Here is a 26,235-nt window from a genome sequence, read left to right on the forward strand (position 1 = left end):
GTCGTCAGTCCCGCGACCGATCCGCGGGATCATCCGAGCGTCGGAGTACGGCGTCAGCCCGCCGCGGCGTAGACGAGCTCGCCGGTGCGCGAGAAGTCGACGCGGACGCCGTTCAGGAGCACCTCGGTCGCATTCGGAGCGGCGATACCGATCGCCTGCGCCGGATCGGTGGAGGCCTTCAGAGCCCGGCCGTCGATCCGCAGCGTGGAACCGTCGTACGTGACCGCGACGTCGTTCACCACGACCGGCGAGGTGAGCAGCACCTTGCCGGCTCGCTTGACCGTCGAGCCGTCGTACATGACCAAGGACTGGACGGCTCCCTCCTGGACGTAGAGCATCTTCCCGTCGAAGCTGTACGACCCGAACGAGCGGGTGGCCTTCGACGCCCACGATTTGTAGTAGATGCCACGGCCGCCGTCGCCGTACCGGATGTCCAGTGCCGTCGCGAGATCCGGCGTCAGCGTCCCCACCGGGAGCCGGTTGATCCGTACGGCGGCATCGGCGGCGGCCGACGACGGCAACAGCAGCGTGTCGAAGGCGGTCTTTCCCTTGCCCTGCTTGACGTACGACGCGTACTTCGCGTCACTCACGTGGTAGAACGCGGGCGAGTAGTACCCCTTCGGGACCGAGGCGGTGAGCTTCTCGGGATCCGCCGGGACGACGGTCAGGTTCGCGCCGGTGGCGAACTTGGTGACTGTCGCCTTGGACGTTGCGGTCTGCACGGGATTCGCGTCCGGCAGGAAGTGCCAGTTCTGCTCGTAGCGGTGCGAAGCGGTGTCGCGCGGCTTGAGCTGATCGGACACCAGCGACATCCCCGAACGCAGCGTCAGCACGGACCTCGCGTGCCAAGCGCCGGCGGAAGCGTCGGTGTTCCCGCTGATCAGGTCGAACGCCGGGTTGCTGACGAAATGGGTGATCTCGCCGGCGGCCTTGGAGTTCTGCGCCAGGTTGTCGACCTCGACGGTGTTGTGGGCCTCGGTGGTTTTCCGCAACCAGTTCGATCGTGGGTCCGAGCTGTAGGAGTACGTGCCCGGGTCGACCAGAAGCTCGCGGCCGTGCTTGTAGGTCACGAGGGACAACTCGTCGGGGTGACTGTGCGGACCGCGGTCGATGTTGTACCGGAGGTAGGAGTCGGCCGCCGACCAGCCTGACCGGGAGACCGCCACCCGGGTGTCCGGATACCGCGCCGCGACGTGCGCCGGCTTCGTACCGGCCTTCCCCGACGTACCGACGTAGATCAGCTCCTGGTCGTCGAGCAACTCGCCGAGACGGCGCAGGACCGACCGCTGATCATCGCTGCCGCTGTCGCCGTAGTTCGCGGTGTAGCCGTTCGGGAGGGTCTGGTCCATCAGGAAGTGGCCAAGTTTGCGGAGCTTCTCGGTCGCTGTGAAGGCGATCCCGTGCTTCTGCATGAACTCGACGATGTCGACGTACTGCGAGACGTACCCGCGGGCGTAGCCGCTGGTGGCCTCCTTGTACCCGCCGTCGGCGTAGGTCGAGTCGTTCAGTTGGCCCGCGAGGAAGTCGGCCGCGTTGCTCCGCCAGCCTGCGGCCGCGGTGAACTCCGGCAGGTAGACCGCGGCGTGGAGCAGCGAGATCTTCTGGGTCTGCATCCAGTTCGGGCTGTCGTGGACGTTGCCCTGCAGGTGGAGGCCCGAGCGGTACATCGTCTTCAGGATCTGGACGTTCTCCTCCGCGTCCAGCGAGGGGCTGGTGCGCAGGATCTCGTACGCCGCCGTCCAGTTGTCCAGCCGCCTTGCGGTGTCGAGGCTGCGTGGGTAGGAACCTGCGCTGCCGTACCCGTCGGCGTCGGCGATGAAGTCGGTCAGCGTGCCGATCAGGGCGTCGGCGTACTTCTCGTCGGCTGTCCTCTGGTACGCCCTGGCCAGCGGACCGGCGAAGAAGAAGCGCGCCAGCTGGTAGCCGTACTCCTTGTCGGCGCCGGCCGGGAGGAGCCAGTCGAAGCCGCCGGGGTCGCCCTGCCAGGAGTACGTGTTCTGCACGGTGTTGTTCCAGGTGCGGGTGCTCTCAACGAACGCCTCGGAGTTGCTGAACAACATGACGTCCTTGGCAGCGTCAGCACGCCCGGTCAGCGTCAGGGTCGCACTGCGCACACCGGAGATACCGGTCAGGTCGAACTGCAGGTAGGCCTTCCGGGTCTCGGCCGTGAACGGACCGCTGCCCTGGTCTCGGACCTGGAGGGTGTCCTTGGCGCCGTACGCCGTACCAGCGTCGGCACCGGCCTTGATGTAGGTATCGGCCGTGGGGTTGAGCGTCCGCACCGAGCCGTCAGTGAGCGTCAGCCGCAAGGCCGGCTTGCCGGAAGCCTTCTCGCGGCTGTTGATGGCGACCGTGACCGGATCCTTGGTCCGGGCCATCAGCAGGAAGCCGACGGTCCCGCCCGCGGCGGCGGGGACGTCGGCGCTGACCGCCGCCCCCTGGGTGCCGAAGCGCATGGTGGTTCGGTAGACCTCACCGGAGCCCAACGTCCAGATGTGGTCGGGCGTCAGCTCGAGTACTCCGGGCCAGTCGTTGTGCGTGAACTTGCCGGCATCGTTGGCCGGACGGGCGCGGTAGTACGCGAGCAGCTCACGCTTGGCCGCGGCGTAGTCCTCTTTCTGTACGGCGGCCTGGACGCGACTCAACCCGGCGACGCGGTAGTCGAGCAGCCCGAAGAACTCAGCGTCGGACAGGTTCTCGGCGGTTGCGCCGTCGCGGGCACCGAGTGCCCCGGCGAGCACCATCAACGCGGTGGCGGCAGCGACCACGGTCGCCCGCAAGCTCGTACGCATGCACCGATCTCCCCAGGCCGTCTCCATGAACGCCCCGAGCGTAGGTGCGCACCCCGTTCAGCCGCGCAGACCGGAAAGCCCGTAGAAACCAACCAGAAAGCAGCTCAGATGCTGGTGCGGTCGCTCGAGCGGGGGTCGGTGACGGCTCGGGTGCGGTAGATGTCGCCTTTCAGGGCGGTGGCGCGCCAGGGGCGAGCGTAGGCGAGGGGGCCTTTCAGGGCCGGGTCGTCGCGGTCGATGGTGGTGATGGAGAGCTCGGACTTGCCGGCCAACTGGGAGGCGTACGTGCCGTCGGGGGCGATCAGGCCGGACGGCATCAGGTCGACGGTGTTCGCGGGGAGGGACATCGCGACCCAGTAGCAGTTGATCGCGGCGTACGCGCGGGCCTTCACCTCGAAGACCGCGTCGACCGGGTACGCCGACAGCAGCAGGCACTCGACGCCGAGCCGCTCGCACTGACTGAACAGGTGCGGGAAGTTGATCTCGACACAGATCACGCAGCCGAACCGGTAGCCGTCGACGTCGAACACCACCGGGTCGAAACCGGGCGAGTAGAAGTGGTTGACCTCGGTGTTCGACAGGAACCGCTTGTCGTACCGGTCGACGATCTCGCCGGCGTCGGAGATGACGTACAGGCTGTTGTGCGGCCGGTGCGGCGGCGTCAGCGGATGTGCCGACCCGAGCACGACCCACACGCGAAGCTCCGCGGCCAGCGCCATGATCTGCTCGAGCTCGTCCCGTACGACGTCCCAGTCGACCTGCGACCAGTCGGCGATCTGCTCCTTCGCGTACCCGCTCAGCAACCCTTCCGGGTACTGCACCAGACGTGCCCGCCCGGCAGCCGCCTTCCGCATCAGCGACCGGACTTTCTTCCCGTTCTCCCGCGCGTCCGCACAGATGGCCGGCTGAGCAATAGCAACCCGAATCCCCGTCATCGCCCTACCGTCTCAGCCCACACCGACAGATCCCCTCAACGCCACGGGAGCGGCCGGCTGCGTGTGACTCCAGGCACAATCTGGGCGGCACAATGCAAAAAGTCCCGGTCGTTGACCGGGACTCTGCTTGTGCGCGAGGGGGGAGTTGAACCCCCACGCCCTTTCGGGCACACGGACCTGAACCGTGCGCGTCTGCCTATTCCGCCACCCGCGCGCTTGATCGCATCTGACAGGGTCATCTGCAACCGAGAAGGAACAGTAGCACGGGTCCCACGGAACGTTCACATTGCGGGTTGGGTCGAACCTCCCGATACGATCGATCGTCGTACCCGGTGTGTCCACCACGACCGGTGGACGCGACGTACGGCGTGCCTGCTGAAGGCGCCGGACGGCAAGCAGGATCGTTGGCACAACCGGCGACCGGACCGTGGAGGAGGAGGCGTGCGACCGCTGCAGCGCTTCGAGCGACGCCTGGAGGGCATCGTGAGCGGTGTCTTCGCGCGCGCATTCAAGGGAGACGTGGAACCGATCGAACTGGCGGCGGCCCTCAAGCGTGAGATCGACAACACCGCGCGGATCCTGTCCCGGGACCGCCGGCTGGTGCCGAACCACTTCACCATCGAGCTCGGCCCGGGCGACTTCGACCGGCTGAACGCCTACGGCCAGACCCTCAACCACGAGCTCGCGAACGAGCTGCGTGACCACGCGGACATCCAGCGGTACACGTTCTCCGGCCCGATCGAGATCGCCTTGACCCGCCAGGACGACCTGCCGACGGGTAAGTTCCGTGTGGTCAGTGCCACGGTCGGGACCCCGCAACGGCCCCGCCCGCAGCCCCAGCCCTACCAGCAGGAGCCCTACGTGCCGCCGAACGACGGCCAGACGGTGATGCAGAGCGCGCCGCCGCCACCGCAGCAACAGCCGCCGCGCCGCGGCCACCCGCAGGTGATGCTCGAGGTGAACGGCCGGCGCCGGCCGGTCAACCCGCCGGGTGTCGTGCTGGGCCGCGGGACCGACGCGGACATCCAGATCAACGACCCGGGTGTGTCCCGGCGGCACGCGGAGATCCGGCTGATGCCGGAGGGCAACGGCGGCATGCGGGTCGTGCTGGTCGACCTGGGCTCCACCAACGGGACGCTGGTGAACGGCCGGCGTTCCACCGAGGCCGAGCTGGTCGACGGCTCGACCGTACGGATCGGAAACACGACGATGACGCTGCGTCTGGCGGACGAGCCGATCGCCCAGCCGCCGAGCAGCGGGTGGTGACTGACCTTCCATGTCGGAACTGACCCTGACCCTGATCAAACTGGGGTTCCTGGCCCTGTTGTGGATGTTCGTCCTCGCAGTGCTGTCCGTGATCAGGTCCGACCTGTTCGGCGCGAAGGTCGACACCCGGATGGCGACGCCGGTCGGACCGCAGAACAGCCGGACCCCGAAACCGGCCAAACCGGTGAAGAAGCGCAAGGGCCTGCCCGGGTCGGTGACGATCGCGGACGGGCCGCAGGCCGGCGTCGGCGCCACCCTGGTGGACGAGCCGGTGATCATCGGGCGCGGCTCGGACTGTCAGATCCGGCTGGATGACGACTACTCTTCCACCCGGCACTCCCGGCTGTTCCTGTCCGAGGGACAGTGGTGGGTCGAAGACCTCGGCTCCACCAACGGCACGTACCTGGACGGCCAGCGGGTGACCCGCCCGGTGCCGGCTGAGATCGGCGGCTCGATCCGGATCGGCCGGACGACGCTGAACATCGCGAAGTAGGTCTGCCTCGATGACCCTGTCGCTCGACTACGCAGCACTGTCCGACGTCGGACGGGTGCGCCGCAACAACGAGGACTCGGCGTACGCCGGTCCGCACCTGCTGCTGCTCGCCGACGGGATGGGCGGCGCGGCGGCCGGTGAGGTGGCCAGCGCGGCAGCGGTCCAGGTGATCCGGAAGCTGGACAAGCCGGGGATCAGCGGCGAGGACATGATCGAGGCGCTGGCCGGTGCGGTGCACCGGGCGAACGAGCGGCTGTCCGAGCTGGTCGAGGAGGACCCGGAGCGCGAGGGGATGGGTTCTACCGTCACCGCGCTGATGTTCGACGGTCAGCAGCTCGGGATGGCCCATCTGGGCGACTCCCGGGCCTACCGGATGCGCGACGGGCTGCTCTACCAACTGAGCCACGACCACACCTTCGTGCAGTCGCTGGTGGACGAGGGCCGGATCTCCAAGGAGGAGGCCTTCACCCACCCGCACCGGAACCTGATCCTGCGCGTGCTCGACGGCCGGCCGGACTCCGATCCGGACCTGGAGATCCTCGACGTCCGCGCCGGCGACCGGCTGATGCTGTGCAGTGACGGCCTGCCCGACTACGTGAGCGACGAGGTGATCGCGGCCTCGATGGCCGACGGTACGCCGGACTCCGTGGTGGTGGAGCTGATCACGCACGCCCTCGAGGCCGGATCGAACGACAACGTGACGTGTGTCGTCGCGGACGTGGTAGAGACCCAGCCGTCGAGTGGGGCGAGTCCACAGCTCGTCGGCGCCGCCGCTGAGCTGGCTCAGGGCAGCACCGGCCGCGGCGAGCCGACGATGGTCGTCCCCGGTCATGGCCATGGTCATGGTGGCGGCGCGGTACTCGATCCGGAGGAGCTGCGGTACGCGCCGCGGGCCCCCAAGCGTTTCCTGTGGTTGCGGCGGATCGCCGTACTGGTCGTCATCCTGGGCCTGATCGGTGGCGGCGGCTGGTTCGCCTGGAGCTGGACACAGAAGCAGTACTACGTCGGCACCGACGGTGACTACGTGGCGATCTTCAAGGGTGTGGACGGGGACATTCCCGGCCTGACGCTGTCGAAGGTGTACGAGCGGCAGTCGCTGCAGGTGGACAAGCTGCCGACGTACAGCCGCGAGCAGGTGGAGAGCAACATCCAGGCCGACGACCTGCCCGGCGCGCGGACGATCGTCAGCGAGTTGCAGCGCACCGCGGACGAGTGCGCCGCCAAGGCGAAACCGACGCCCACACCCAAGCCCAGTACGCCGGTGACCACACCGCCGGCCACGGTCAAGCCGCCGACCACCACCCCGAGCGCGACACCGTCGTCGACTCCGACGACGGGCACGGTCAACCCGGACGACTGTGACGGCGTCCGATGAGCATCGCGTCAACGTCCGTCATCCAGATCATTCCGCGCAGCCGGCGCGGGGTGGAGCTGCTGCTGCTCATCATCGCGATCATCGTGTCGGTCGGCGCGTACGTGAACATCGGCATCACCGTCCAGGACAAGGTCCCGGCCAGCACCGGGTTCTACGCCGCCGGGATCGGGCTGCTCGCACTGATCGCCCACGTCGCGCTCCGCTACCGGGCGCCGTACGCCGACCCCGTGCTGTTGCCGTGTGCCGTCGTACTGAACGGGCTCGGCGTCGCGATGATCCACCGGGTGGACCTCGGCCTGACCGCGGCGGCCGAGGCTGCCGGACGGGAGCCGCGGGCGGCGGCCGCGCCGCAGCAGATCACTTGGACCGCGGTCGGCATCGTCTTGTTCCTGGCTGTCATCCTGCTGATCCGGGACCACCGGCGGTTGCAGGCGCTGACCTACACCGCGGGCCTGGCCGGTCTGGTGCTGCTGGTCCTGCCGCTGATCCCCGGTCTCGGCGCCGACGTCAACGGCGCACAGATCTGGGTCCGGTTCGCCGGGATGTCGTTCCAGCCCGGTGAGTTCGCGAAGCTCTGCCTGGTGATCTTCTTCGCCGGCTACCTGGTGGTGAAGCGGGACGTGCTGACGCTGGCGGGGCACCGGTTCCTCGGCCTCGACCTGCCCCGGGCCCGCGACCTCGGCCCGATCCTGATCGCCTGGGCGGTCAGCCTGGGCGTGCTGGTCTTCGAGAAGGACCTCGGCTCGTCGCTGCTGTTCTTCGGTCTGTTCCTGATCCTGCTGTATGTCTCCACCGAGCGGGCCGGCTGGCTGATCATCGGTGGCCTGCTGTTCGCCGGCGGTGCCTTCTTCGCGTCGCAGACCTTCGGCCACGTGCAGAAGCGGGTGGACGACTGGCTGCACCCGTTCAACGAGGTCGGCGGCCAGGTCGCCACCGCGCTGATGGGCCAGGCCTGGGGCGGCATCCTCGGCCGCGGCCTCGGCCAGGGCCGGCCGGAGCTGCTCAGCTTCTTCGGCCAGAGCGACTTCATCATCTCCTCGTTCGGCGAGGAGCTCGGGCTGACCGGGCTGATGGCGATCATCCTGATCTACACGCTCATCATCGAGCGCGGCCTGCGGACGGCGCTCGGCTGCCGGGACATCTTCGGCAAGCTGGTCGCGACCGGTCTGGCGATGTCCTTCGCGCTGCAGGTGTTCGTCATCGTCGGCGGTGTCACCGGTCTGATCCCGCTGACCGGTCTGGCCACCCCGTTCATGGCGCTGGGCGGTACGTCGCTGGTCGCGAACTGGGCGATCATCGCGCTGCTGCTGCGGATCAGTGACCAGGCGCGCCGGCCGCAGACCCCGGCCGCTCCAGTGTCCGACGAAACGATCGCGATGGCGGTGCAGAAGCAGTGAACTCGGCGATCCGGCGACTGGCGATGGCGGCGATCATCCTGATGCTCGCGCTGATGGCGAACTCGACGTACCTGCAGGCCTTCCGGGCCGGCGACCTGAACGCGCGCAACGACAACCGGCGGGTCCGCGACTCGCAGTTCTCGGTCGACCGCGGCCCGATCCTGATCGGGAGTACGCCGATCGCCCAGAGCAAGCCGTCGAACGACCGGTTCCAGTTCCAGCGCACGTACGCCTCCGGCCCGGTCTACGCACCGGTGACCGGGTACTACTCCTACCTGTACGGCCGGGCCGGGATCGAGCTGAACCAGAACGCCGAGCTGAACGGCACCGACCCGTCGATGGCGTTCCGCCGCGTGATCGACGTGATCACCAACCGCCGCCAGCAGGGTGCCAGCGTGACGCTGACGCTGAACGCCGCGGCGCAGCAGGCGGCGTGGGCCGGACTGGCCGGGAAGACCGGTGCGGTGGTCGCGATCGAGCCGAAGACCGGCCGGGTGCTCGCGCTGGCGACGCGGCCGTCGTACGACCCGAACGATCTCGCCTCGCACGACCTGGACAAGGTCAGCGCGGCCTGGAAGAAGCTGAACGAGGCCGAGAGCAAGCCGATGGCCAACCGGGCGGTGAAGGAGCTCTACCCGCCGGGCTCGACGTTCAAGCTGGTGACCGCGGCTGCGGCGCTGTCGAGCGGCAAGTACACGCCGGAGACCAAGGTGCACTCGCCGGCCGAGCTGCCGCTGCCGCAGACCACCGAACCGTTGCGGAACGAGAACCTCCAGAACTGCGGCGGCAGCGACAACGCCACGCTGACAGTCGCGCTGCGCAACTCCTGCAACACCGCGTTCGGCACCATCGGCCTGGCGCTGGGGCCGGAAGCGCTGGCCGAGCAGGCCGCCAAGTTCGGCTTCGGCGAGCGGCAACTGCCCGAGCTGGGCGCGGTCGCCAGCCAGTTCCCCGGCGACCCGAACCAGCCGCAGACCGCGCAGTCCGCGATCGGCCAGTTCGACGTCCGGGCCACCCCGCTGCAGATGGCGATGGTGGCGGCCGGGATCGCGAACAAGGGTGACGTGATGAAGCCCTACCTGGTGCAGAACGTGAAGACCCAGGACCTGAAGACGGTCTCGGAGACCAAGCCCGAGTCGCTGCACCAGGCGGTCACCCCGGAGGTCGCGGCGCAGCTGACCGCGATGATGGTCGACGTGGTGAACAACGGCACCGGCAGTCCGGGCCGGATCAGCGGCGTCCAGGTGGCCGGTAAGACCGGTACGGCGCAGACGTCGAAGGACCGGCCACCGTTCGCCTGGTTCACCGCGTTCGCCCCGGCCGACGACCCGAAGATCGCGGTCGCGGTGATGATCGAGGACGCGAACATCGCCCGCAACGACATCGCCGGCGGCACCCTGGCGGCACCGATCGCCAAACGGGTGATGGAGGCGGTGCTGGGCCAATGATGACGATACGGAATGATGCCGTGACAGCGCGTCTTTCCAACGGGGATCCACGTGTGGCGGCCGCTACCGTGGGCAAGTTGAGTGTGTTCCGGACAGGTTGGAAGGCTGAGTCATGACATCGCAGGCACGTCTCGTCGGCGGCCGGTACGAAGAAGGCGAACCGCTCGGCCGCGGCGGCATGGCCGATGTCCGCAGGGGCATCGACAACCGGCTCGGCCGGGCGGTCGCGATCAAGCGACTGCGGGTCGACCTGGCCAGTGACGCCACCTTCCAGGCCCGGTTCCGGCGGGAGGCCCAGTCGGCCGCCTCACTGAACCACCCGACCATCGTGTCGGTCTACGACACCGGCGAGGAGCCCGACCCGAACGGCTCCGGCATCACCATTCCGTACATCGTGATGGAGCTGGTGACCGGCAAGACCCTGCGGGACCTGATCCGCGAGGGCCGAAAGATCATGCCCGAGCGGGCCCTGGAGATCACCTCCGGCGTCCTCGAGGCGCTCGACTACAGCCACCGGGCCGGCATCGTGCACCGCGACATCAAGCCCGGGAACGTGATGCTGACCCCGCAGGGTCAGGTCAAGGTGATGGACTTCGGCATCGCCCGGGCGGTCGCGGACACCTCGTCCACGATGACCCAGACCGCGGCCGTCATCGGTACGGCGCAGTACCTGTCGCCGGAGCAGGCCCGCGGTGAGACCGTCGATGCCCGCTCCGATCTGTACTCGACCGGCTGCCTGCTGTACGAACTGCTGACCGGCCGGCCGCCGTTCGTCGGTGAGTCGCCGGTGTCGGTGGCCTACCAGCACGTCCGGGAGCAGCCGCTGCCGCCGTCGTCGTTCGACCCCGACATCCCGCCGGAGGTCGACGCGGTCGTCCTCAAGGCGCTGGCGAAGAGCCGCGAAGAGCGGTACCAGAGCGCGTCCGAGATGCGGCAGGACATCCACCGGGTGCTGGCCGGACAGCAGGTGACCGCGCCGATGGCCGCGGTCGCCGAGACCCGCGCGATCCCGGCGACGGCAGCCGCGACCGCGGCGACCCAGGCGTACCGGCAGACCGGCGCGGACGACCTGCTGCCGCCTGACGACGGGATCGACGAGGCCGAGGCGGCCCGGTCCCGGCGCAACCGTGGACTCGCCTACTTCCTGCTCGGCCTGGCCATCGTGGCCATCGCGGTCGGCGCCTACGCCCTGTTCACCAACATGGGCAACGACAACGGCGGTACGGCGAACCCGCCGACCAAGGTCCAGGTGCCGGATGTGAGCGGCAAGACTGTCGCCGAGGCGACCGCCCTGCTGACCGAGAAGGGGCTGAAGTTCGCCCAGGGTCCGTCCCAGCCGAGTGACACGGTCGGCCGCGGACTGGCGCTCTCGCAGACCCCGCAGGCCGACACCGAAGCCGAGAAGGACTCGACCGTCACCGTGGTGTTCTCGGCCGGTCCGAGCGCGTTCCCGGTGCCCGATGTGATCGGCAAGTCCGAATCCGCGGCCCGCAAGGCGATCGAGGGTACGAAGGCGAACTTCAAGGTCAAGGAAGAGACGGTCAAGCAGGACAGCGGCGAGAAGTCCGGCACGGTACTGGCGGTCACCCCGGATCCGAGCGGGCAGTACCCGTCCGGCACCGAGTTCACCCTGACCGTGTCCACCGGCAAGGAACTGGTCGAGGTCCCGAACGTGGTCACGGTGCCGAGGGAGGACGCGGCGAAGCAGCTGAAGGAGCTCGGCTTCCAGGTCGGCTACAAGGAAGGCGTCGACCCGAACGCGGTGGACCAGACCGTGATCGCACAGAGCGTGAAGGCGAACACCAAGCTCGCGAAGGGCAGCACGATCACCCTGACGATCAACACCTTGCCGGAGGAAACGCCGACGACGACGCCAAGCACCACGCCGTCGGAAACTCCGGAGCTTCCCACGGACACCCCACCGATCACGATCGGCGGCTGATACGACGAAGCCCCCGCAGTGAAAACTGCGGGGGCTTGATCGTTGGTTCAGCTGACCACGGGAGCCAGGCCGGCCGAGCGGGCGACGGCGTCGGGGTCGCCGCACATCGCCAGCCAGTTGGCGAGCATCCGGTGACCGCCCTCGGTGAGCACCGACTCCGGGTGGAACTGGACGCCCTCGACCGCCAGGTCGCGATGCCGGGCCGCCATGATCACGCCGGCCTCGGTCCGGGCCGTCACCTGCAGCTCGGCGGGCACGGAGTCCTCGGCGATCGCCAGTGAGTGGTATCGCGTCGCGGTGAACGGCGACGGCAGTCCGGCCAGCACTCCGGCGCCCTCGTGGAACACCTGGCTCGTCTTGCCGTGCAGCAACTCGTCGGCCCGGCCGACCACCCCGCCGTACGCGACACCGATGGCCTGCAGGCCCAGGCAAACGCCGAAGATCGGGACTTGGCCGCCCTTCTCCCGGACGATGTCCACACACGCTCCGGCCTCTTCCGGCGTACCAGGGCCAGGAGACAGCAGGACACCGTCGTACGACGTGACGTCGTCAGGGGTGACCTCGTCGTTGCGCAGCACGGTGGTCTCGGCCTGCAACTGCTGCAGGTACTGGACCAGGTTGTAGACGAAGGAGTCGTAGTTGTCGACGACAAGGATCCGCGGCATGCGGTCCATTGTGTCAGCTATCTACCGCTGGCTGTGGGGCTGGCCGAGGGGGTGCGGTCGAAGCCGGGCACGGTCGCGCTCTGCAGGTCGAGCGTGCCCTCGTAGGCCGGCATCGCGATCGACGACTCGTTCTTCACCTCGTAGCCGAGCTGGAACTTCACCACGTAGTCCTGCAGGTTCTCGATGTACTGCGAGTCGTCCAGCGCCTTCTGCAACTTCCGCCGGTCCCCGATCGCGGTGATCTTGTACGGCGGCAGGTACGGCACCCCGTGCAGTACGACGGAGTTGCCGACGCACTTGATCCCGGTGGTGGAGATGACGCGGTGGTTCTGGATCGAGATCGCGTCCGCGCCGCCGGCCCAGAGCGCGTTCACCACGGCCTGGATGTCCTGCTGGTGGATCACCAGCCAGTCGGCGTCGACGTCCGGGTTGTCCTTGACCACCTGACGCGGCGCGTCCTTCAGCGTGACGGTCAGTCCGGGACCGGTGACGGGCGTCGTCCCGACCTGGTTGGACAGCTCCTGCAGCTGGGCGGACAGCTTCGGGTCGATCGAGCCTTGCTGCGCCTGCAGCTTCTCGATGTCCTGGGTCAGCGCCGCGTGCTGGCGGACCAGGCTGGCGCTGCGGCGGCTCTGTTCCTCGACCAGCCCGGCGAGCGTAGTGTTGCGGCTAGGCCGCAGGTCGGTGCCCCGGGCGTTGGTGGCGCTGGTCGCGAACAGCAGACCGGCGCACAGCAGCGCCAGCGGTGCCCCCGCTCGCCACAGCGAAATACGCCTCAACCTACGCACCCGTGATCTCCATGTTGCTCTCTGCACTACGCTAACCCGGGACCGGACCCAAATCAGACCCAGCCGGTTCTCAGCGCTCAGCTTATGCGTCCTTACAAGGAGTTCAGTCGTGCCCGAGTCGAGCAGTCGCAACAAGAAGAAGACCGACAAGGTCAAGGCGGAGAAGACGCCGAAGAAGCCGCGTACCACCAGCCGCGTCTGGGTGGCGCCGCTGATGCTGGCCTGCTGGCTGATCGGTCTCGCCTGGCTGGTCGTCTTCTACGTGGCCGGCCAGGACATCCCGGTGATGAACGACCTGGGCAACTGGAACCTGCTGATCGGCATGGGCCTGATCGCCGTCGGCTTCGTCGTCTCCACCCAGTGGATCTAATCCGGCACTGAGCCCCGCTGGACTCGCAGCGGGGCCACGGCCTCAGCCGGTGACGGGCGCACCCGGCACAGGTCCGTGGTCAACCGCCGCAGCACGGCCGGGAATCACAGGGGTGAAGTTATCCACACCCGTATCCCCAGCTGTGCACAGCTTTTCGGGGACTTGTCCCCAGCTTGTCCCCGACTTCTCCACGATCTCCGGCCAAGATTCCCGGAAATCTGTGGAAAACCCAGGTTTGAGCCGCTGAGTTTCCACAGCGTTCACGTCGGCATCGGCCGGTTGTCCACCACCCGCATCATCACGATGGTGGACGTCATCCGCTGCACCCCCGGCAGCCGGGCGAGCTTCTCGTCCCGCACCTTCTGGAACGCGGCGATGTCCGCGGTTGCCACCCGGATCAGGTAATCCGGCTCACCGAACAGCCGCTCCGCGTGCACCACGTCCTCGATCCCGGCCAGGCCGGCCTCGAATCCGGCAACGGACTCCTCCCGGTCCATCGTCACGGCGACCAGCACCTCGAACCCGCGCCCGACCACCGCCGGATCGACCACGGCCCGATATCCACAGATCACCCCGGACCGCTCCAGCTCCCGCATCCGCCGATGACACGGCGCCGCACTCAGCCCGACCCGCTGGGCCAGTTCCGTCACGGTCAGCCGCCCCTCAGCCTGCAGCACCGCAAGGATCTTGCGATCGATCGCATCCATGGAAAGAATCCTATCGCTGCACTCCCGAGTCGAGCATGAATTCGCACGATACCGTCGCCGGATCGGACGTAATCTTGCGGCATGCTGGATCTTCTGCCCATCGCCGCCGCCGTCTTCGGCATCCCGCAGTACCTGCCGCAGATCCTCAAGTTGCGCGCGACCGGTGACACGGCCGGGGTGTCCTGGTCCTGGGCGACACTGACCAGCCTCAACAACGCGGCCTGGTTCGCGTACTTCATGCTGTCGGGCTACTGGACCGCGAGTCTGCCGTCGACCGCCGCAAGCGTGCTGGCCGGCACGGTCGCGGTGATGCTGGTACGACGTGGCGCGCTGAACCGGCGTGCGATCGGCTGGATCGCCGGCTGGGCCGGCCTGCTCGTCCTGGCCGGTGTGGTCGGCGGGCGGGTCGGGCTGGGCACCCTGCTCGCCGCCGCCTCGATCGTCCAGGTCGCGCCTTCACTCTGGACGGCGTACCGGACAGCTCATCCGACCGGGATCTCGCGGGCCACCTGGGCGCTCGTGTTCGGCGAGCTGTCCTGCTGGCTCGTCTTCGGCCTGTGGGAAACCGACGGCCGGCTGGTCACGCTGGGCGCGACCGGTGTCCTCGCCAGCGTGCTGATGCTGGCGCGCACCCGCCGTACCTCCGGGATGCTTGCGGCCGTCGACGGGGCGGGGAGCCGGGCGTAACGTCGAAAGAGCCGACCTACGGCTGGAGAGACGGGGAGGGTCTCACGATGTTCGTTCAGGTCATTCAGGGACAGGTCACAGACGCCGAGCAGGCACACGCCGCGTTCGACCGGTGGGTGGAAGAACTGTCACCCGAGGCGACCGGCTGGCTGGGGACGACCGCCGGTGTCACCGAGGACGGGCGGTTCATCGCGCTGGCACGTTTCGACTCCGCGGACGCCGCGCGGCGGAACAGCGAGTCGCCGGCCCAGGACAAGTGGTGGCACGAGTTCTCGTCGCTGCTCAGCGGCGACGCGACGTTCCACGACACCGAGGACGTGGTCGTCGACACCCACGGCGACCCGAACGCGGCCGGCTTCGTCCAGGTCATGCAGGGCAGCGGCAGCAACCCGGAGCGCGCCCGCGAGCTGATGGAGCAGGACGCCGACAAGTGGGCCGAGTTCCGGCCCGACGTCATCGGCAGCGTCGCCGCGATGTACGACGACGGCGACTACACGATGGCGATGTACTTCACCAGCGAGGCCGAGGCCCGGGAAGGTGAGCAGAAAGAGCCCCCGCCGGAGCTCAAGGCGCAGATGGACGAGATGAACTCGCTCGCCTCCGGACCGCCCGACTTCTTCGACCTCAAGCAACCCTGGCTGTACTCGCCCAGTTCTACGTAGAGATATATGTAGACATCTACGCACCTCCTACGTATAGTTCTACGCATAGGAGGAGAGACGAGATGCCCAACAAGACGATCTACGTGTCGGACGACGACCTGCCGCTGTACAAGAAGGCGCAGGAACTCGCCGGGAACCTGTCCTCGGCGATCTCCATCGCGCTGCGCAAGTACGTCGAACTGGAGGAAGGCCGGCTCGAGGGGTACGACGAGATCACCGTGCGGGTGGGCCGGGGCGCCGGCCGCAAGCAGCGGTTCTCCGGCGTGCTGCTCGCCGAAGGCGGCCGATCCAGCAAGAACGGGTACGAAGCGTTCAAGATCTACCGCAGCCGCACCGGGAAGTTCGTTCTGCACGCGGACCGCCGCAACCAGTTCATCCAGGGCGCCAGCGACGAGGAGTACCTCACCGGCTGGCGCAGCTGGATCGGCAACTGGAGCTCCGACCAGTCCTGGAGCATGGCGCAGGGTGAGGCCACCCTGCAGGTCGTGGACACGGTCCAGGAACTGCGCGACCTGATCCCGGAGGACCTCTACGAGCTCGTCGAGGAAGCCGCCAATCAGCCGGCCGTGGAGGACCTCGACATCTGATCCGCCAGCACCGCTAACCGAACAGCTCTGATCCACCGACCGCGCCTGGCGGCTCGGCCGGATCAGCACGCCCACATCTCTCCCCGAACACCCTTCAGGCCACCTGGGCCAGGTTCACCCTGCCCAAAATCACCCAAGGAACCCTCATGTCATCTGCAATCGACGTGCGCGGTCTGCACAAGTCGTACGGCGACAAGGTCGTGCTCGACGGTATCGACCTGAACGTTGCCGAAGGCACCATCTTTTCCCTGCTCGGCCCGAACGGCGCCGGCAAGACCACCGCGGTCCAGATCCTGTCCACCCTGATCGCCGCCGACGCCGGCGAGATCCGGGTGGCCGGCCACGACCTGCACCAGCACCCGGAGGAGGTGCGCGCCGCGATCGGCGTCACCGGCCAGTTCTCCGCGGTCGACGGCCTGCTCACCGGCCGGGAGAACCTGATCATGATGGCCGATCTGCACCACCTCGGCCGCCGGGAGGGCCGGCGCCGGGCGGACGAGCTGCTCGGGCAGTTCGACCTGGTCGAGGCCGGCCAGAAGCTGGCGATGACGTACTCGGGCGGCATGAAGCGCCGCATCGACCTGGCCATGACCCTGGTCGGCAGCCCGCGGATCATCTTCCTGGACGAGCCAACCACCGGTCTCGACCCGCGCAGCCGGCACAACATGTGGCAGCTGATCCGGCAGTTGGTCGCCGACGGCGTCACCGTCCTCCTCACCACGCAGTACCTGGAGGAAGCGGATCAGCTCGCTGACCAGATCGCCGTACTGGATCACGGAAAACTGGTTGCCCAGGGCACCCCTGAGCAGCTGAAGCGGCTGGTGCCGGGCGGACACATCCGGCTGCGGTTCACCGCACCGGAGGAGTTCGCGCTCGCCGGCCAGGTGCTGCCGTCCGCGTCCCGCGACGAGGACGCGCTGGTCCTGCAGGTGCCGAGTGACGGCAGTGTGCACACGCTGCGCGCTCTGCTGGCCCGGATCGACGACGCCTCCCTCGAAGTGGACGAACTGACCGTCCACACCCCAGACCTGGATGACGTGTTCTTCGCCGTCACCGGTCAGCCCACCGCCAACGACGACGAGAAAGTGACGAGCAAATGAGTACCGTTTCCTACCCGATGGCCGACACCGCCACCATGCTGCGCCGCAACCTGCGGCACGCCCTGCGCTACCCCGGCCTGTCACTCGGCGCCCTCGGGATGCCGGTCGTCATGATCCTGCTGTTCGGCCTGGTCTTCGGCGACACCTTCTCGGCCGGCCTCGGTGGCGGCAACGGCTTCGACTACATCGACTTCCTCACCCCGGGCATCCTGCTGATGTCGATCGCTTCCGGGACAATGTCACCCGCGGTCGCCGCCTGCATGGACGTGACCGAGGGCATCGTGGCCCGGTTCCGGACGATGGCGATCTTCCGGCCGGCCGTGCTGACCGGGCACGTGCTGGGCAACGTGATCCTGACGGTCGTCAGCCTGGCCCTGGTGATCGGCTTCGCCATCCTGATCGGGTTCCGCCCGAACGCTTCGCTGGGCGACTGGCTGCTGGCGGCCGGGTTGATGGTCGCGCTGACCATCGCCCTGACCTGGTTCGCGATCGCCCTGGGGCTGACCAGCAAGACGCCGGAGGGCGCGAGCAACGTCGTCCTGCCGATCAGCTTGCTGCTGCCCTTCCTGAGCAACACCTTCATCCCGCTGGAGTCGATGCCGAGCGGCATCCGCTGGTTCGCCGAGTACCAGCCGTTCACCCCGATCATCAACACCCTGCGCCACCTGCTGCTGGGAGCGCCGATGGACAACGGTGACGGCTGGCTCGCCCTGGCGTGGTGCCTCGCCATCGCGGTGGTCGGCTACTTCTGGGCCCAGAAGAGCTACAACAAGGGCACGGTTGCCTAAGACGGTGCGCCCAGGAGGTTCGCACGGGTGCGCACGTGAGCGGGGACCAGTAGGTCGCAGTCGGGGTTGTTCTCCGGCTCGCCGGCGATGACGTGGAGCGGGATCACACCAGTCCAGTAGGGCAGGTCGAGATCCTGCTCCTCGTCGTTGGCGGGTCCGGAGCGGGTCTTGACCGAGGCTTCGGTCAGGGAGAGTGCGAGGACCGATGTCTTGGCCAGTTCCTTGCGGTTCGGTGGGCGTACGGCGGTGGATCTGCCGGGGACCAGGTGGTCGACGATGCGGTTGAGCCCGTGGAGCTTCTCGTCCAGGTCCGTCACCAGCCGGGGTACGCCGAAGATGACCGCCGAGCGGTAGTTGACCGAGTGGTGGAAGGCCGACCGGGCCAGCACCAGGCCGTCGGTGTGGGTGATGGTCACGCAGATCGTCTGCTCCGGTGCCGCGACCACGCTGCGGGCGGCAACCGAGCCGTGGAGGTAGAGCGTGCCGTCCGGTCCACGGTCGAGGTCCACGCCGTACGCCGTGGGCAGCACGAGCGGATCGCCATCGACGACGACACCCAGGTGGCAGAACATGCCGTCGAGCAGTACGTCGTACAGGGCCTGGCGGTCGGTGGCGGCGCGTTCCTTCGAACGGCGCAGGGATGTCCGGTCGGTCGGCGAGAGCGGCGCGGTGATGGTCATGTCACCAGGTTCCGGGATCAGTGGCATGCTGGCACGGTCCATTCCCGACCGAATCAGGTAGTCCATTCGTGCAGAGTTCGCTGCCGCTGATCCTTGATCGTGCCGCCGGGCTGCCGCTGCACCTGCAGTTGGCCGAGCAGTTCCGGGCCGCGATCCGAGACGGGCGGCTCCAGGCCGGCCACCGGCTCCCGTCCACCCGGGATCTGGCCAAGGATCTCGCGGTCTCGCGGTCCGTGGCGCAGGCGGCGTACGACCAGCTCCACGCCGAAGGGTGGATCCTGGGACGCACCGGCGCCGGGACCTTCGTGACGGACGTCGTACCACTGCAGCCCGCCGTACGACGGAGTCCCGCACCTAAGCCGGATCCGGCCGCCGACCTCCTCACGCTCAGACCCGGCATCCCGTACATCGGCCCGACGCCAGACCCCGGTTGGCGGCGGGCCTGGCGTGAGGTGTCAGCGCAGTCGCCACCACGTGGGTACGACGACGCGGCCGGACTGCCCGCGCTCCGGGAGGCACTCGCCGAGCACGTCGGCCGGGTCCGCGGGATCGCGTGCGGACCGGAGAACCTCCTCATCACCAACGGCACGGTCCACGGCCTCCGACTGCTGCTCGCGGTCACGATGCAACCGGGCGACCGGATCGCGATCGAGGACCCGGGGTACCTGAACGCGGTCGTGGCCGCCCGTGACCATCGGCTCGAGATCGTCGACGTACCGGTGGACGAGGACGGCCTGCGGGTGTCCGAGCTGACCGACGTACCGGCCGCCTACGTCACGCCGTCGCACCAGTACCCACTCGGCGGCCGACTGCCGGTTGCCCGGCGCAACGAACTGATCCGGTGGGCGCGCCGGACCGGGGCGATGCTGATCGAGGACGACTACGACAGCGAGTTCCGGTACGACGTCGCGCCGCTGCCCGCCCTCGCGCAACTGGACCTGGACCGGGTCGTCCACCTCGGCACGCTGTCGAAGACCCTCAGTCCGTCACTCCGGCTCGGCTGGCTGGTCGCCGCCGACACCATGGTCGATCGGCTTGCCACCTTCCGCGCCGAGTCGGGCGACTGGCCGGGCTGGCCGATGCAGGCCGCCCTGCTCGCGATGCTCCGTGACGGCTACCTCGACCAGGCCGTCCGCCGCGGCCGCCGCCTGTACGCCGACCGCCGTATCCACACCTGTTCCGTGCTGGCGCCGTACGGCCAGATCATCGGCCAGGACGCGGGCCTCCACATCACCTTGCTGCTACCGGAGTACGTCGACGACCGGAAGGTGGCTGCGGACGCGCGAGCGGCCGGCGTCGTGATCGCACCGCTGTCCGACTACCGCCGCTCAACCCCCGGCCCACCCGGCCTGGTCATCGGCTACGCGACCCCGTCGACCCCGGACCTGCACAAAGCACTGACCATCCTGACCCAGGTCCTCGACCGTCAGTCCGCGTTGAGCGGGTCCAGGTAAGGAACGCCACCCCAGCGGAAGTTGACCGGGTCGGGGAAGGTCGTTTGGACCTTGCCGAGGGCGTTGATGACGGTGGCTGTGCCGCTCATCCGGCCGACGGCGTACAGGTAGCCGCTCTTGGTGTCTTTGTCGATGCCGAGCAGCAGGGTGCCGTGCTGACCGCACCGGCTCGCGATCAGCGTCTCGAATCCCTGCCAGGTGGAGCTCCGCACCTGCCTGACCACCGGCTTCATCGGCGACGTGGTCGGGATGTGGATGCTGTACAGCGCGCCACCCCGGGTGGTCGCCAGGAACGTGTCGTACGTCCGGGTCTTGCTGATCAACGCCATCGACTTCACCGAGGCGAACCCGGTCGCAGCTCCCGTACTGCGCCAGACGCCGCCCGCGATGCTCCACCGGAACAGGGTGCCGTCGCTCCGCAGCCCGTACGCCGCTTTCCGCGCGATGCCGGCCGCGCCCTCGTCGTACTGCGAGACCTCGAACGCGGTGAAGTTCGTCCAGCCGCTGCCGATCCGCGTCCAGCGGACCGGATCGGCAGGGTTGAGCTGATTGGAGCCATCGGTCGTGTACGCGAGGTGGGACAGGACATCGCCCTGAACCACCCACCCGGCGACGTCCCAGCCCGCGATGTTGGGCTCGACAGTGGTCGTGCTGCTCAGCCGGACCTTGCCCGGCGCGAACACTCCGGTGGTGGTTCTGGTCGGCTCAGCGGTCGGCGGCGTACCAGCGGTGACATTGACGGTGCCGTGGCCACCGACGGCGGTGACGGACCCAGCACTCAACCTGCAGGCGGCGGCCGATCCCTCCACGGCCGCGTCCGCAGGTGCGCTGAAGCCCGCGAGGGCCAGACCGGCCGTCGCTGCGATGGCCAGGCTTCGTCTCACGGTCGCTCCCGGTGCGCTAGTTCTCAGGCTTTCAAACACCTAGATGCGCACCGGGCGGAGAAAGTTACGTCACTCGCCGTTGAGGGGATCGAGCGAAGGTACGGCGGCCCAGCGGTGGTAGACCGCGTCGGCGAAGGTGCCCTGGACCTTGCCGAGACCGTTGATCACCGTGGACGTGCCGTTGGCGTGCCCGACGGCGTACAGGTAACCGGTCTTGGTGTCCTTGTCGATGCCGAGCAGCAGAGTGCCGTACTGACCGCACTTGCTGGCAACCAACTTCTCGAACCCCTGCCAGGTCCTGGTCCGGACCGGCTTCACGATCGGCTTCATCGGCGACGTGGTCGGGATGCGGATCGTGTAGAGCGCACCGCCCCGGGTGTTCGCGAGGAAGGTGTCGTAGGTGCGGGTCTTGCTGATCAGTGCCATCGACTTGACCGACGCGAACCCACCGGCGGAACCGGTGCGACTCCACGTCCTCAGTACGACGTTCCACTGGAACAACGTGCCGTCATTCCGCAGCCCGTACGCCGTAGTCCGGGCAGGCGAACCAGCAGCCTCGTACTGCGAGACCTCCAGCGCGGTGAAGTTCGTCCAACCCCCACCAACCCGCTGCAGCTCATTCGGCCACCCCGGATCGATCCGCCCCTCGGTATCGATCGAGTAGTTCCGCTGGTACAACGAGTCGCCCTGCAGCACCCACCCCGCAATATCAGCACCCGCCACATTCGGATCAGTGGTGAACGTAGTCCCAAGCCGCACCTTCCCCGCCTCGAACACCCCCGCAGTAGTCCCCCCAGGCGTATTCGAAGTCGGCCCCCCACTATGCCCACCCTCAGCCGTCACAGCCCCCGCATAAACCCGACAACTAACAGCCCCAGCCGCCCCACTCGGCGCAAACACCCCCGCGCCCAACACCACCACCCCAGCAACCGCCCCCACAACCCACCGACGCATCACGACCCCTCCCACCCCTGAGTGCTCCCGTAGACCTAGATGCGCCGCAAACCATCAAAGTTGCGGCCGCCACGGAGGGGCAGTTGCCGGCTACGCCGAGCGAGGCTCGCGGAACTGGTCGAGGTCGAGTTCGACCTCCATGCCGTTGAGGACTGCCACGATGCGAGGATGTTCGGCCCCGGTCGCGTGCAGGTAGTCCGCCAGGGTCGACAGGAGCATGTCGCTGCGTCGCTCGAGCCGGGAGACAACCGCTTGGCCGACCCCGAGCTTCTCCGCGACTTCCACCTGCGTGAGATCACCGGCCCGACGGATCATGGCGAGGTTCTCGGCATAGATCCGATCCAACTCCCGCGCCTCGGCTTCCACCTCGGCGACGCCGGCTGCGATGTCCGGCCGAGCCAGTAACTGGTCGAGCCGCGCATTCCCGCGAACAAAGGTCGCCTTCTCAGACTTCTTGCCAGTCATGACCGTCCTCTCATCGCTTCTCGTTTCCACTGGTCGATGAGACCGTCAGCGCGAGCGCCGACGGAGTTGTAGAAGACGTCGCCGATCCGCGCCTTGTCGCCGGCGAACAAGGCGATGACCACAGTGTCGGACTCCGGCGGAAACCAGCAGATGAGCCGCACGGCAACGCCTGCCCGGTAGGGATGCGAGACCCGCCAGAGCGGATACCGCTTCGATTGCCGAATCCACCGAAGTGTCGCGGTCTCCGTGTCACGCGTCGGTGGTTCCTTGAGTTCCTGGAGATGCTTGAGGGCAGCGGTGACCAGGATGAGGATCTGCTTCGCATGTGCCTGTCCCTTCTCGACCCGCGCCTCGAGGTCATCGAGCCAAGCACCGAAGTCAGCCGGCCAGTCGATCTGCATCAATCGACTATGACACCCAGGACATATGACTTCAAAATCATATCCACCGAGGTGTGGACGAACAACGGGTATGCGAGAACCGTTACATTCAAAGGACATCCGTCACCGCAGTCGGTTGAGCAATCGGGGTCGGCGAGTCCACGGGGCTTTCGATGGAGCGGGCGACAGCACGCGCAGGGTTGGGCGGGTGGTGGGAGCGGCGCGAGGAGCGGCGTAGGAGCGAACGTAGTCGCTGCGTGGGTAGATCTACGGGTGGTTGGGGTTGTTGCGGAGTGGGGGTTGTACGACGGGGGCGTCACCGTTCCAGGTGAGTTCGGAGAGCCACATGGTTCGGCCGGGTGGGTCTGTGCCTACGGCGGCTGGGTCCCAGGCGTGGTAGATGAACCAGTCGCGGTTGTCCTTTGAGAGGACCATGTTGTGGCCTGGGCCGGCGGCGTCTGGTGAGCTGACCAGGAGGGGGTCGCCGGTCTTGGTGCAGGGGCCGGTGGGGGTGGCGCAGAGGGCGTGGCCGACGGCGTAGGTTTCCTTGTCGTAGGCGTTGGCGGAGTAGAAGAGGTGGAACTTGCCGTTGCGTTCCACCATGTACGGCGCCTCGACCAGGTTGCCCTCCCACTCGAGATCCTGCTTGATCAGGCGGTGGGTGGGGCCGACGAGGGTGAGGCCGTCGGGGGAGAGTTCGGAGACGTAGATCCAGGTGTCGACGCCGATCGCGTTGCCGTCGTTCTTCCAGTACAGCCAGCGCTTCCCGGACGAGTCCTGGAACGGCGACGCGTCGATCGAACCACCCTCGTCCTCCTGACAGATCAGAGGCTTAGGCGATTTGTCGACATATGGACCCGAAGCCTCGGACGCCACCGCAACGCCGACGCACTGACGCCCGGACGCGTCATCGGACGTCGTGTAGTACATGACGTACCGATCAGCAGCATGTACGGCGACCTCCGGTGCCCACACCTTTCCCGGTGTCGTCCATGAAGGCAGCGACGGCAACGCGTCGCCGACCTGTTCCCACGACACCAGGTCCGCCGACTTCAGCGTCTGCACGTTGCCCAACGCACCGTTCGTGGCGAAGGCGAAGTAGCCGTTGTCCACAGCAATCACCTGCGGGTCGGCGAAGTTCTGGTCGTAGACCGGATTGGTGAAGCCCACCGCTGTCGCTCCTTCCGAAGAGGCGCCGCTGAGGTCACTGCAGCCACTCAAGACCAGCAACAGCAACAACCCCAGCCGGCGTCTCATCTCAGTTGCTCTCGTAGAACCGCAGGTAGTCGAACGTGGCCACCGGAGGAACCGCCGCACCGGTGAACTCACCGTGGGCGTACAACCCGAGCCGCGCCGCAGCGGGCAGCACCCACGACGCTCCCCAGGTCCAGTTCTTCCCATCCACCGACGTACCCGCGCGGTACACGTGCTCGCCCGCGGCGTTCTTCTGGTACGCGAGCCGCATCCACAACGTCGGCGCCGACCGTCCGATCGCGGCCGCACCATACGACGTCGCCCCGTCAGACGGCCGCGCCACCAACTCGCGGCCGAACTCGGTCTGCCGGGTCCGCCAGATCGCGACGTTCCCGAGCCGGGCGAAGTCGCTGTCGTTCAGGTACGCGATCATCCCGGCCTGCTGGTAGTTGCGAATGTCGCCCTCGCCGAGGTCGAGGTGCAGCTTGGTCTCCGCGATCCAGCTGTCCCGGTCCGGCGTCTGGTGGAACAACAGGCCGGCGGTGTTCCCGCCACCGACCAGGTCCGCGTTCTCCAACGGCCACGACAACTTGCCGTCAGCAACGACCGCCTTGTCGTCGGGACGCACCCAGGACCACGCCGCACCCAGGTCCGACGAGAAGTCGTCCCCAGCCAGCAGCTTCCCCGGCTGCGGTACGGCGGCCAACCGTCGTACCGGCGCAGCGACCGGCCGCACCGTCAGGTTGTCCACCTCGGCCGACCCGAGCCACGCCACCGGCGCCGACTTCAACGACAGCCCGGGTACGTCGACACGTGCCTCGGCGTACACGTCACCCAGACCCGCGTCGTTGATCCGCGCGGTCACGGACGACCCAGACACCTGGACGATCAACTTGTTCCACGACGACCGGCCGAAGTCGGCCGGCAAGGCAGCGGAAGCGGTACGACGACCGGCCGCAACAGTCACCTTGTCACCCGAAACCGACGCGACAACCGCGCCACCGCCGAGCACCGTGGTGAACGAGTTCCCCAGTCGTACGTCGGCCTCGACCCGCAACGACCCACCCGGCGCCGACTGCCGTGTCCGGGCTGCTCCGGAAATCGAAGCAGTCGGTCCACCCAGCGCGTCACCAGGCTGCGCCGAAGCACCGATCAGTCCGCCGGCCGGGTCGGTCGACGAGATCCCCAGCCCCGAGCCGGTCGTCGGCGCGGGCACCGGGCCCTCGGACGCACCGAGCCCGGCCCGGGTCCGCGGCCAGCCGTCGATCCAGTCGATCCGGTCGATCAGCATCGGCCGCCGGTTGATCCCGAACGGGTCGGTCAGCCACGGCGTACCGCGGTCGATCGCGTGGTAGACGATGTGGTCCTGCCCGGCCGCGTCGGTCATGAACGCGTGGTGACCGGGGCCGATCCACTTGTTCCCGTTCTGCGTGATCACCGTCGTACCGCCGACTCGCGACTCGTTCAACGAGGCACCGTCGGCATCGAGGAACGGCCCACGCGGTGAGCGAGAGCGGCCGGCGAAGACCGAGTAGCCGGTGGTCGGGCCGGCGCAGCAGTTCATCGACGAGCCCATCAGGTAGTACCAGCCGTCGCGGTAGACGGCGTACGCACCTTCATACCGGTCGCCGATCGTCACCTGGGTCGGCGAGCCGACCGCGTGCAGACCGTCGGGCGTCAGTTCGGTGACAGAGATGCCGCCGTAGAAGCCGCCGTAGTACAGGTACCGCTTGCCGTCGGCGGCGGTGAGCAGGACCGGGTCGATGGTGCCGAAGTAGCCGCCGTTGCCGTCCGGCTTGGGGGTCACGACCGGGCCGTCGGTGGCGGTCCACGGTCCCGACGGGGTCGGGGCGGTGGCCACGCCGATCGCGGGATCGCCACCGGGGTTGGCCGCGGTGTCGGTGACGGTGAAGTACATGACGTACTTGCCGTCGAAGTAGCGGATGTCAGGCGCCCAGAAGAACGAGCCGGGCGCGGCCCAGGCGGGCTTGGTCTGGTCGTCGAAGACCGTGCCGAGGTACTCCCAGGAGCTGAAGTCCTTGGTCCGGGCCATGTGCATCAGGCCGAACGGGCCGTTTGCGACCAATGGGTCGGAGGTGGCGTACGCGTACCAGTAGCCGTCGCGGCCCTGGATGATCGACGGATCGGCGAACGTGTCGGCAAAGCTGGACGAGATGGCGTTGGTCGTCGTCACCACAGGCGCGGCAGTTGCTGCTGATGTG

Annotated in this window: 25 protein-coding genes and 1 tRNA gene; 13 read left to right on the top strand and 13 right to left on the bottom strand. The window is 67.9% G+C overall.

From position 1 onward, the window contains the following. Positions 1-53: 53 nt before the first annotated feature. The 3 genes from V9K99_RS04475 to V9K99_RS04485 all read right to left on the bottom strand — a co-directional run bounded on the left by V9K99_RS04475 (position 54) and on the right by V9K99_RS04485 (position 3,941). Positions 54-2,792: a heparinase II/III family protein gene (locus V9K99_RS04475; RefSeq protein ID WP_337000831.1), complete on the bottom strand. Its 2,739-nt coding sequence runs from the start codon at positions 2,790-2,792 to the stop codon at positions 54-56. A 104-nt stretch (positions 2,793-2,896) separates the two neighbouring features. Continuing rightward, positions 2,897-3,727 carry a carbon-nitrogen hydrolase family protein gene (locus V9K99_RS04480; protein WP_337000829.1) on the bottom strand — a complete coding sequence of 277 codons (831 nt, stop codon included), beginning with the start codon at positions 3,725-3,727 and terminating at the stop codon, positions 2,897-2,899. Between the two features lie 130 nt (positions 3,728-3,857). Continuing rightward, a tRNA-Leu gene (locus V9K99_RS04485) sits at positions 3,858-3,941 on the bottom strand. A 227-nt stretch (positions 3,942-4,168) separates the two neighbouring features. Between V9K99_RS04485 and V9K99_RS04490 the strand changes: the two genes are divergently transcribed. The 6 genes from V9K99_RS04490 to pknB all read left to right on the top strand — a co-directional run bounded on the left by V9K99_RS04490 (position 4,169) and on the right by pknB (position 11,648). Further along, positions 4,169-4,993 (top strand): DUF3662 and FHA domain-containing protein, encoded by an 825-nt coding sequence (locus V9K99_RS04490; RefSeq protein ID WP_337000827.1) that lies wholly within the window; start codon positions 4,169-4,171, stop codon positions 4,991-4,993. Positions 4,994-5,003: 10 nt separating this feature from the next. Next, positions 5,004-5,486 (top strand): FHA domain-containing protein FhaB/FipA, encoded by a 483-nt coding sequence (locus V9K99_RS04495; protein WP_337000824.1) that lies wholly within the window; start codon positions 5,004-5,006, stop codon positions 5,484-5,486. A 10-nt stretch (positions 5,487-5,496) separates the two neighbouring features. Continuing rightward, positions 5,497-6,861 carry a PP2C family protein-serine/threonine phosphatase gene (locus V9K99_RS04500; RefSeq protein ID WP_337000822.1) on the top strand — a complete coding sequence of 455 codons (1,365 nt, stop codon included), beginning with the start codon at positions 5,497-5,499 and terminating at the stop codon, positions 6,859-6,861. Then, positions 6,858-8,258 carry an FtsW/RodA/SpoVE family cell cycle protein gene (locus tag V9K99_RS04505; RefSeq protein ID WP_337000820.1) on the top strand — a complete coding sequence of 467 codons (1,401 nt, stop codon included), beginning with the start codon at positions 6,858-6,860 and terminating at the stop codon, positions 8,256-8,258. Before V9K99_RS04500 ends, V9K99_RS04505 begins: the two co-directional genes overlap by 4 nt. After that, positions 8,255-9,706 (top strand): peptidoglycan D,D-transpeptidase FtsI family protein, encoded by a 1,452-nt coding sequence (locus tag V9K99_RS04510; protein ID WP_337000818.1) that lies wholly within the window; start codon positions 8,255-8,257, stop codon positions 9,704-9,706. The genes V9K99_RS04505 and V9K99_RS04510 overlap by 4 nt, the downstream gene beginning before the upstream one ends. Positions 9,707-9,818: 112 nt before the next feature. Next, entirely contained in the window at positions 9,819-11,648 is a 1,830-nt protein-coding gene (gene pknB, locus V9K99_RS04515) for a Stk1 family PASTA domain-containing Ser/Thr kinase (protein ID WP_337000816.1), read from the top strand. A 47-nt stretch (positions 11,649-11,695) separates the two neighbouring features. Here pknB and V9K99_RS04520 read toward each other — a convergent pair whose 3' ends face one another. Both V9K99_RS04520 and V9K99_RS04525 read right to left on the bottom strand, forming a co-directional pair. Continuing rightward, on the bottom strand, positions 11,696-12,313 hold the full coding sequence (locus tag V9K99_RS04520; RefSeq protein WP_337000814.1) for an aminodeoxychorismate/anthranilate synthase component II: 618 nt from the start codon (positions 12,311-12,313) through the stop codon (positions 11,696-11,698). A gap of 17 nt (positions 12,314-12,330) precedes the next feature. Then, positions 12,331-13,101 carry a DUF881 domain-containing protein gene (locus V9K99_RS04525; RefSeq protein WP_337000812.1) on the bottom strand — a complete coding sequence of 257 codons (771 nt, stop codon included), beginning with the start codon at positions 13,099-13,101 and terminating at the stop codon, positions 12,331-12,333. Positions 13,102-13,210: 109 nt separating this feature from the next. Between V9K99_RS04525 and V9K99_RS04530 the strand changes: the two genes are divergently transcribed. Next, positions 13,211-13,471, top strand: coding sequence for a cell division protein CrgA (locus V9K99_RS04530; protein WP_337000811.1), 261 nt, complete (start codon positions 13,211-13,213; stop codon positions 13,469-13,471). Positions 13,472-13,731: 260 nt separating this feature from the next. Here the strand turns inward: V9K99_RS04530 and V9K99_RS04535 are convergent, their stop codons facing one another. Then, positions 13,732-14,178, bottom strand: a complete 447-nt coding sequence (locus V9K99_RS04535) for an Lrp/AsnC family transcriptional regulator (RefSeq protein ID WP_337000809.1) — start codon at positions 14,176-14,178, stop codon at positions 13,732-13,734. A gap of 81 nt (positions 14,179-14,259) precedes the next feature. Between V9K99_RS04535 and V9K99_RS04540 the strand changes: the two genes are divergently transcribed. From V9K99_RS04540 to V9K99_RS04560, 5 genes are all read left to right on the top strand, one after another. Further along, positions 14,260-14,865, top strand: coding sequence for a hypothetical protein (locus tag V9K99_RS04540; RefSeq protein ID WP_337000807.1), 606 nt, complete (start codon positions 14,260-14,262; stop codon positions 14,863-14,865). Positions 14,866-14,912: 47 nt separating this feature from the next. Further along, positions 14,913-15,527 (top strand): hypothetical protein, encoded by a 615-nt coding sequence (locus tag V9K99_RS04545; RefSeq protein WP_337000805.1) that lies wholly within the window; start codon positions 14,913-14,915, stop codon positions 15,525-15,527. A 62-nt stretch (positions 15,528-15,589) separates the two neighbouring features. After that, positions 15,590-16,114: an EXLDI protein gene (locus V9K99_RS04550; RefSeq protein ID WP_337000804.1), complete on the top strand. Its 525-nt coding sequence runs from the start codon at positions 15,590-15,592 to the stop codon at positions 16,112-16,114. Between the two features lie 146 nt (positions 16,115-16,260). Continuing rightward, on the top strand, positions 16,261-17,214 hold the full coding sequence (locus V9K99_RS04555) for an ATP-binding cassette domain-containing protein (RefSeq protein ID WP_337000803.1): 954 nt from the start codon (positions 16,261-16,263) through the stop codon (positions 17,212-17,214). Then, positions 17,211-18,002, top strand: coding sequence for an ABC transporter permease (locus V9K99_RS04560; RefSeq protein WP_337000802.1), 792 nt, complete (start codon positions 17,211-17,213; stop codon positions 18,000-18,002). Before V9K99_RS04555 ends, V9K99_RS04560 begins: the two co-directional genes overlap by 4 nt. Here V9K99_RS04560 and V9K99_RS04565 read toward each other — a convergent pair. Next, positions 17,999-18,682 (bottom strand): pyridoxamine 5'-phosphate oxidase family protein, encoded by a 684-nt coding sequence (locus V9K99_RS04565; RefSeq protein ID WP_337322880.1) that lies wholly within the window; start codon positions 18,680-18,682, stop codon positions 17,999-18,001. The two genes, V9K99_RS04560 and V9K99_RS04565, sit on opposite strands and share 4 nt — an antisense overlap. 68 nt (positions 18,683-18,750) lie before the next feature. Between V9K99_RS04565 and pdxR the strand changes: the two genes are divergently transcribed. Continuing rightward, a complete protein-coding gene (gene pdxR, locus V9K99_RS04570; RefSeq protein WP_337000799.1) occupies positions 18,751-20,136 on the top strand; it encodes a MocR-like pyridoxine biosynthesis transcription factor PdxR in 1,386 nt (461 codons plus the stop codon). On the opposite strand, the gene V9K99_RS04575 is transcribed toward pdxR, so the two are convergent. The 6 genes from V9K99_RS04575 to V9K99_RS04600 form a co-directional block, all read right to left on the bottom strand. Beyond that, complete coding sequence (locus tag V9K99_RS04575) at positions 20,109-21,020, bottom strand: hypothetical protein (protein WP_337000797.1); 912 nt, start codon at positions 21,018-21,020, stop codon at positions 20,109-20,111. The two genes, pdxR and V9K99_RS04575, sit on opposite strands and share 28 nt — an antisense overlap. A gap of 69 nt (positions 21,021-21,089) precedes the next feature. Then, positions 21,090-21,779 carry a hypothetical protein gene (locus V9K99_RS04580; protein WP_337000795.1) on the bottom strand — a complete coding sequence of 230 codons (690 nt, stop codon included), beginning with the start codon at positions 21,777-21,779 and terminating at the stop codon, positions 21,090-21,092. Positions 21,780-22,064: 285 nt separating this feature from the next. Then, positions 22,065-22,439, bottom strand: coding sequence for a helix-turn-helix domain-containing protein (locus tag V9K99_RS04585; RefSeq protein ID WP_337000793.1), 375 nt, complete (start codon positions 22,437-22,439; stop codon positions 22,065-22,067). Then, positions 22,436-22,840 (bottom strand): hypothetical protein, encoded by a 405-nt coding sequence (locus tag V9K99_RS04590; RefSeq protein ID WP_337000791.1) that lies wholly within the window; start codon positions 22,838-22,840, stop codon positions 22,436-22,438. The genes V9K99_RS04585 and V9K99_RS04590 overlap by 4 nt, the downstream gene beginning before the upstream one ends. 246 nt (positions 22,841-23,086) lie before the next feature. After that, positions 23,087-23,989, bottom strand: a complete 903-nt coding sequence (locus V9K99_RS04595) for a glycoside hydrolase family 43 protein (RefSeq protein WP_337000789.1) — start codon at positions 23,987-23,989, stop codon at positions 23,087-23,089. 88 nt (positions 23,990-24,077) lie between these two features. Further along, positions 24,078-26,207, bottom strand: a complete 2,130-nt coding sequence (locus tag V9K99_RS04600) for a family 43 glycosylhydrolase (RefSeq protein ID WP_337000787.1) — start codon at positions 26,205-26,207, stop codon at positions 24,078-24,080. Between the last annotated feature and the right edge of the window lie 28 nt (positions 26,208-26,235).

Source organism: Kribbella sp. CCNWLW201, from assembly GCF_037203805.1.
Lineage (GTDB): Bacteria > Actinomycetota > Actinomycetes > Propionibacteriales > Kribbellaceae > Kribbella.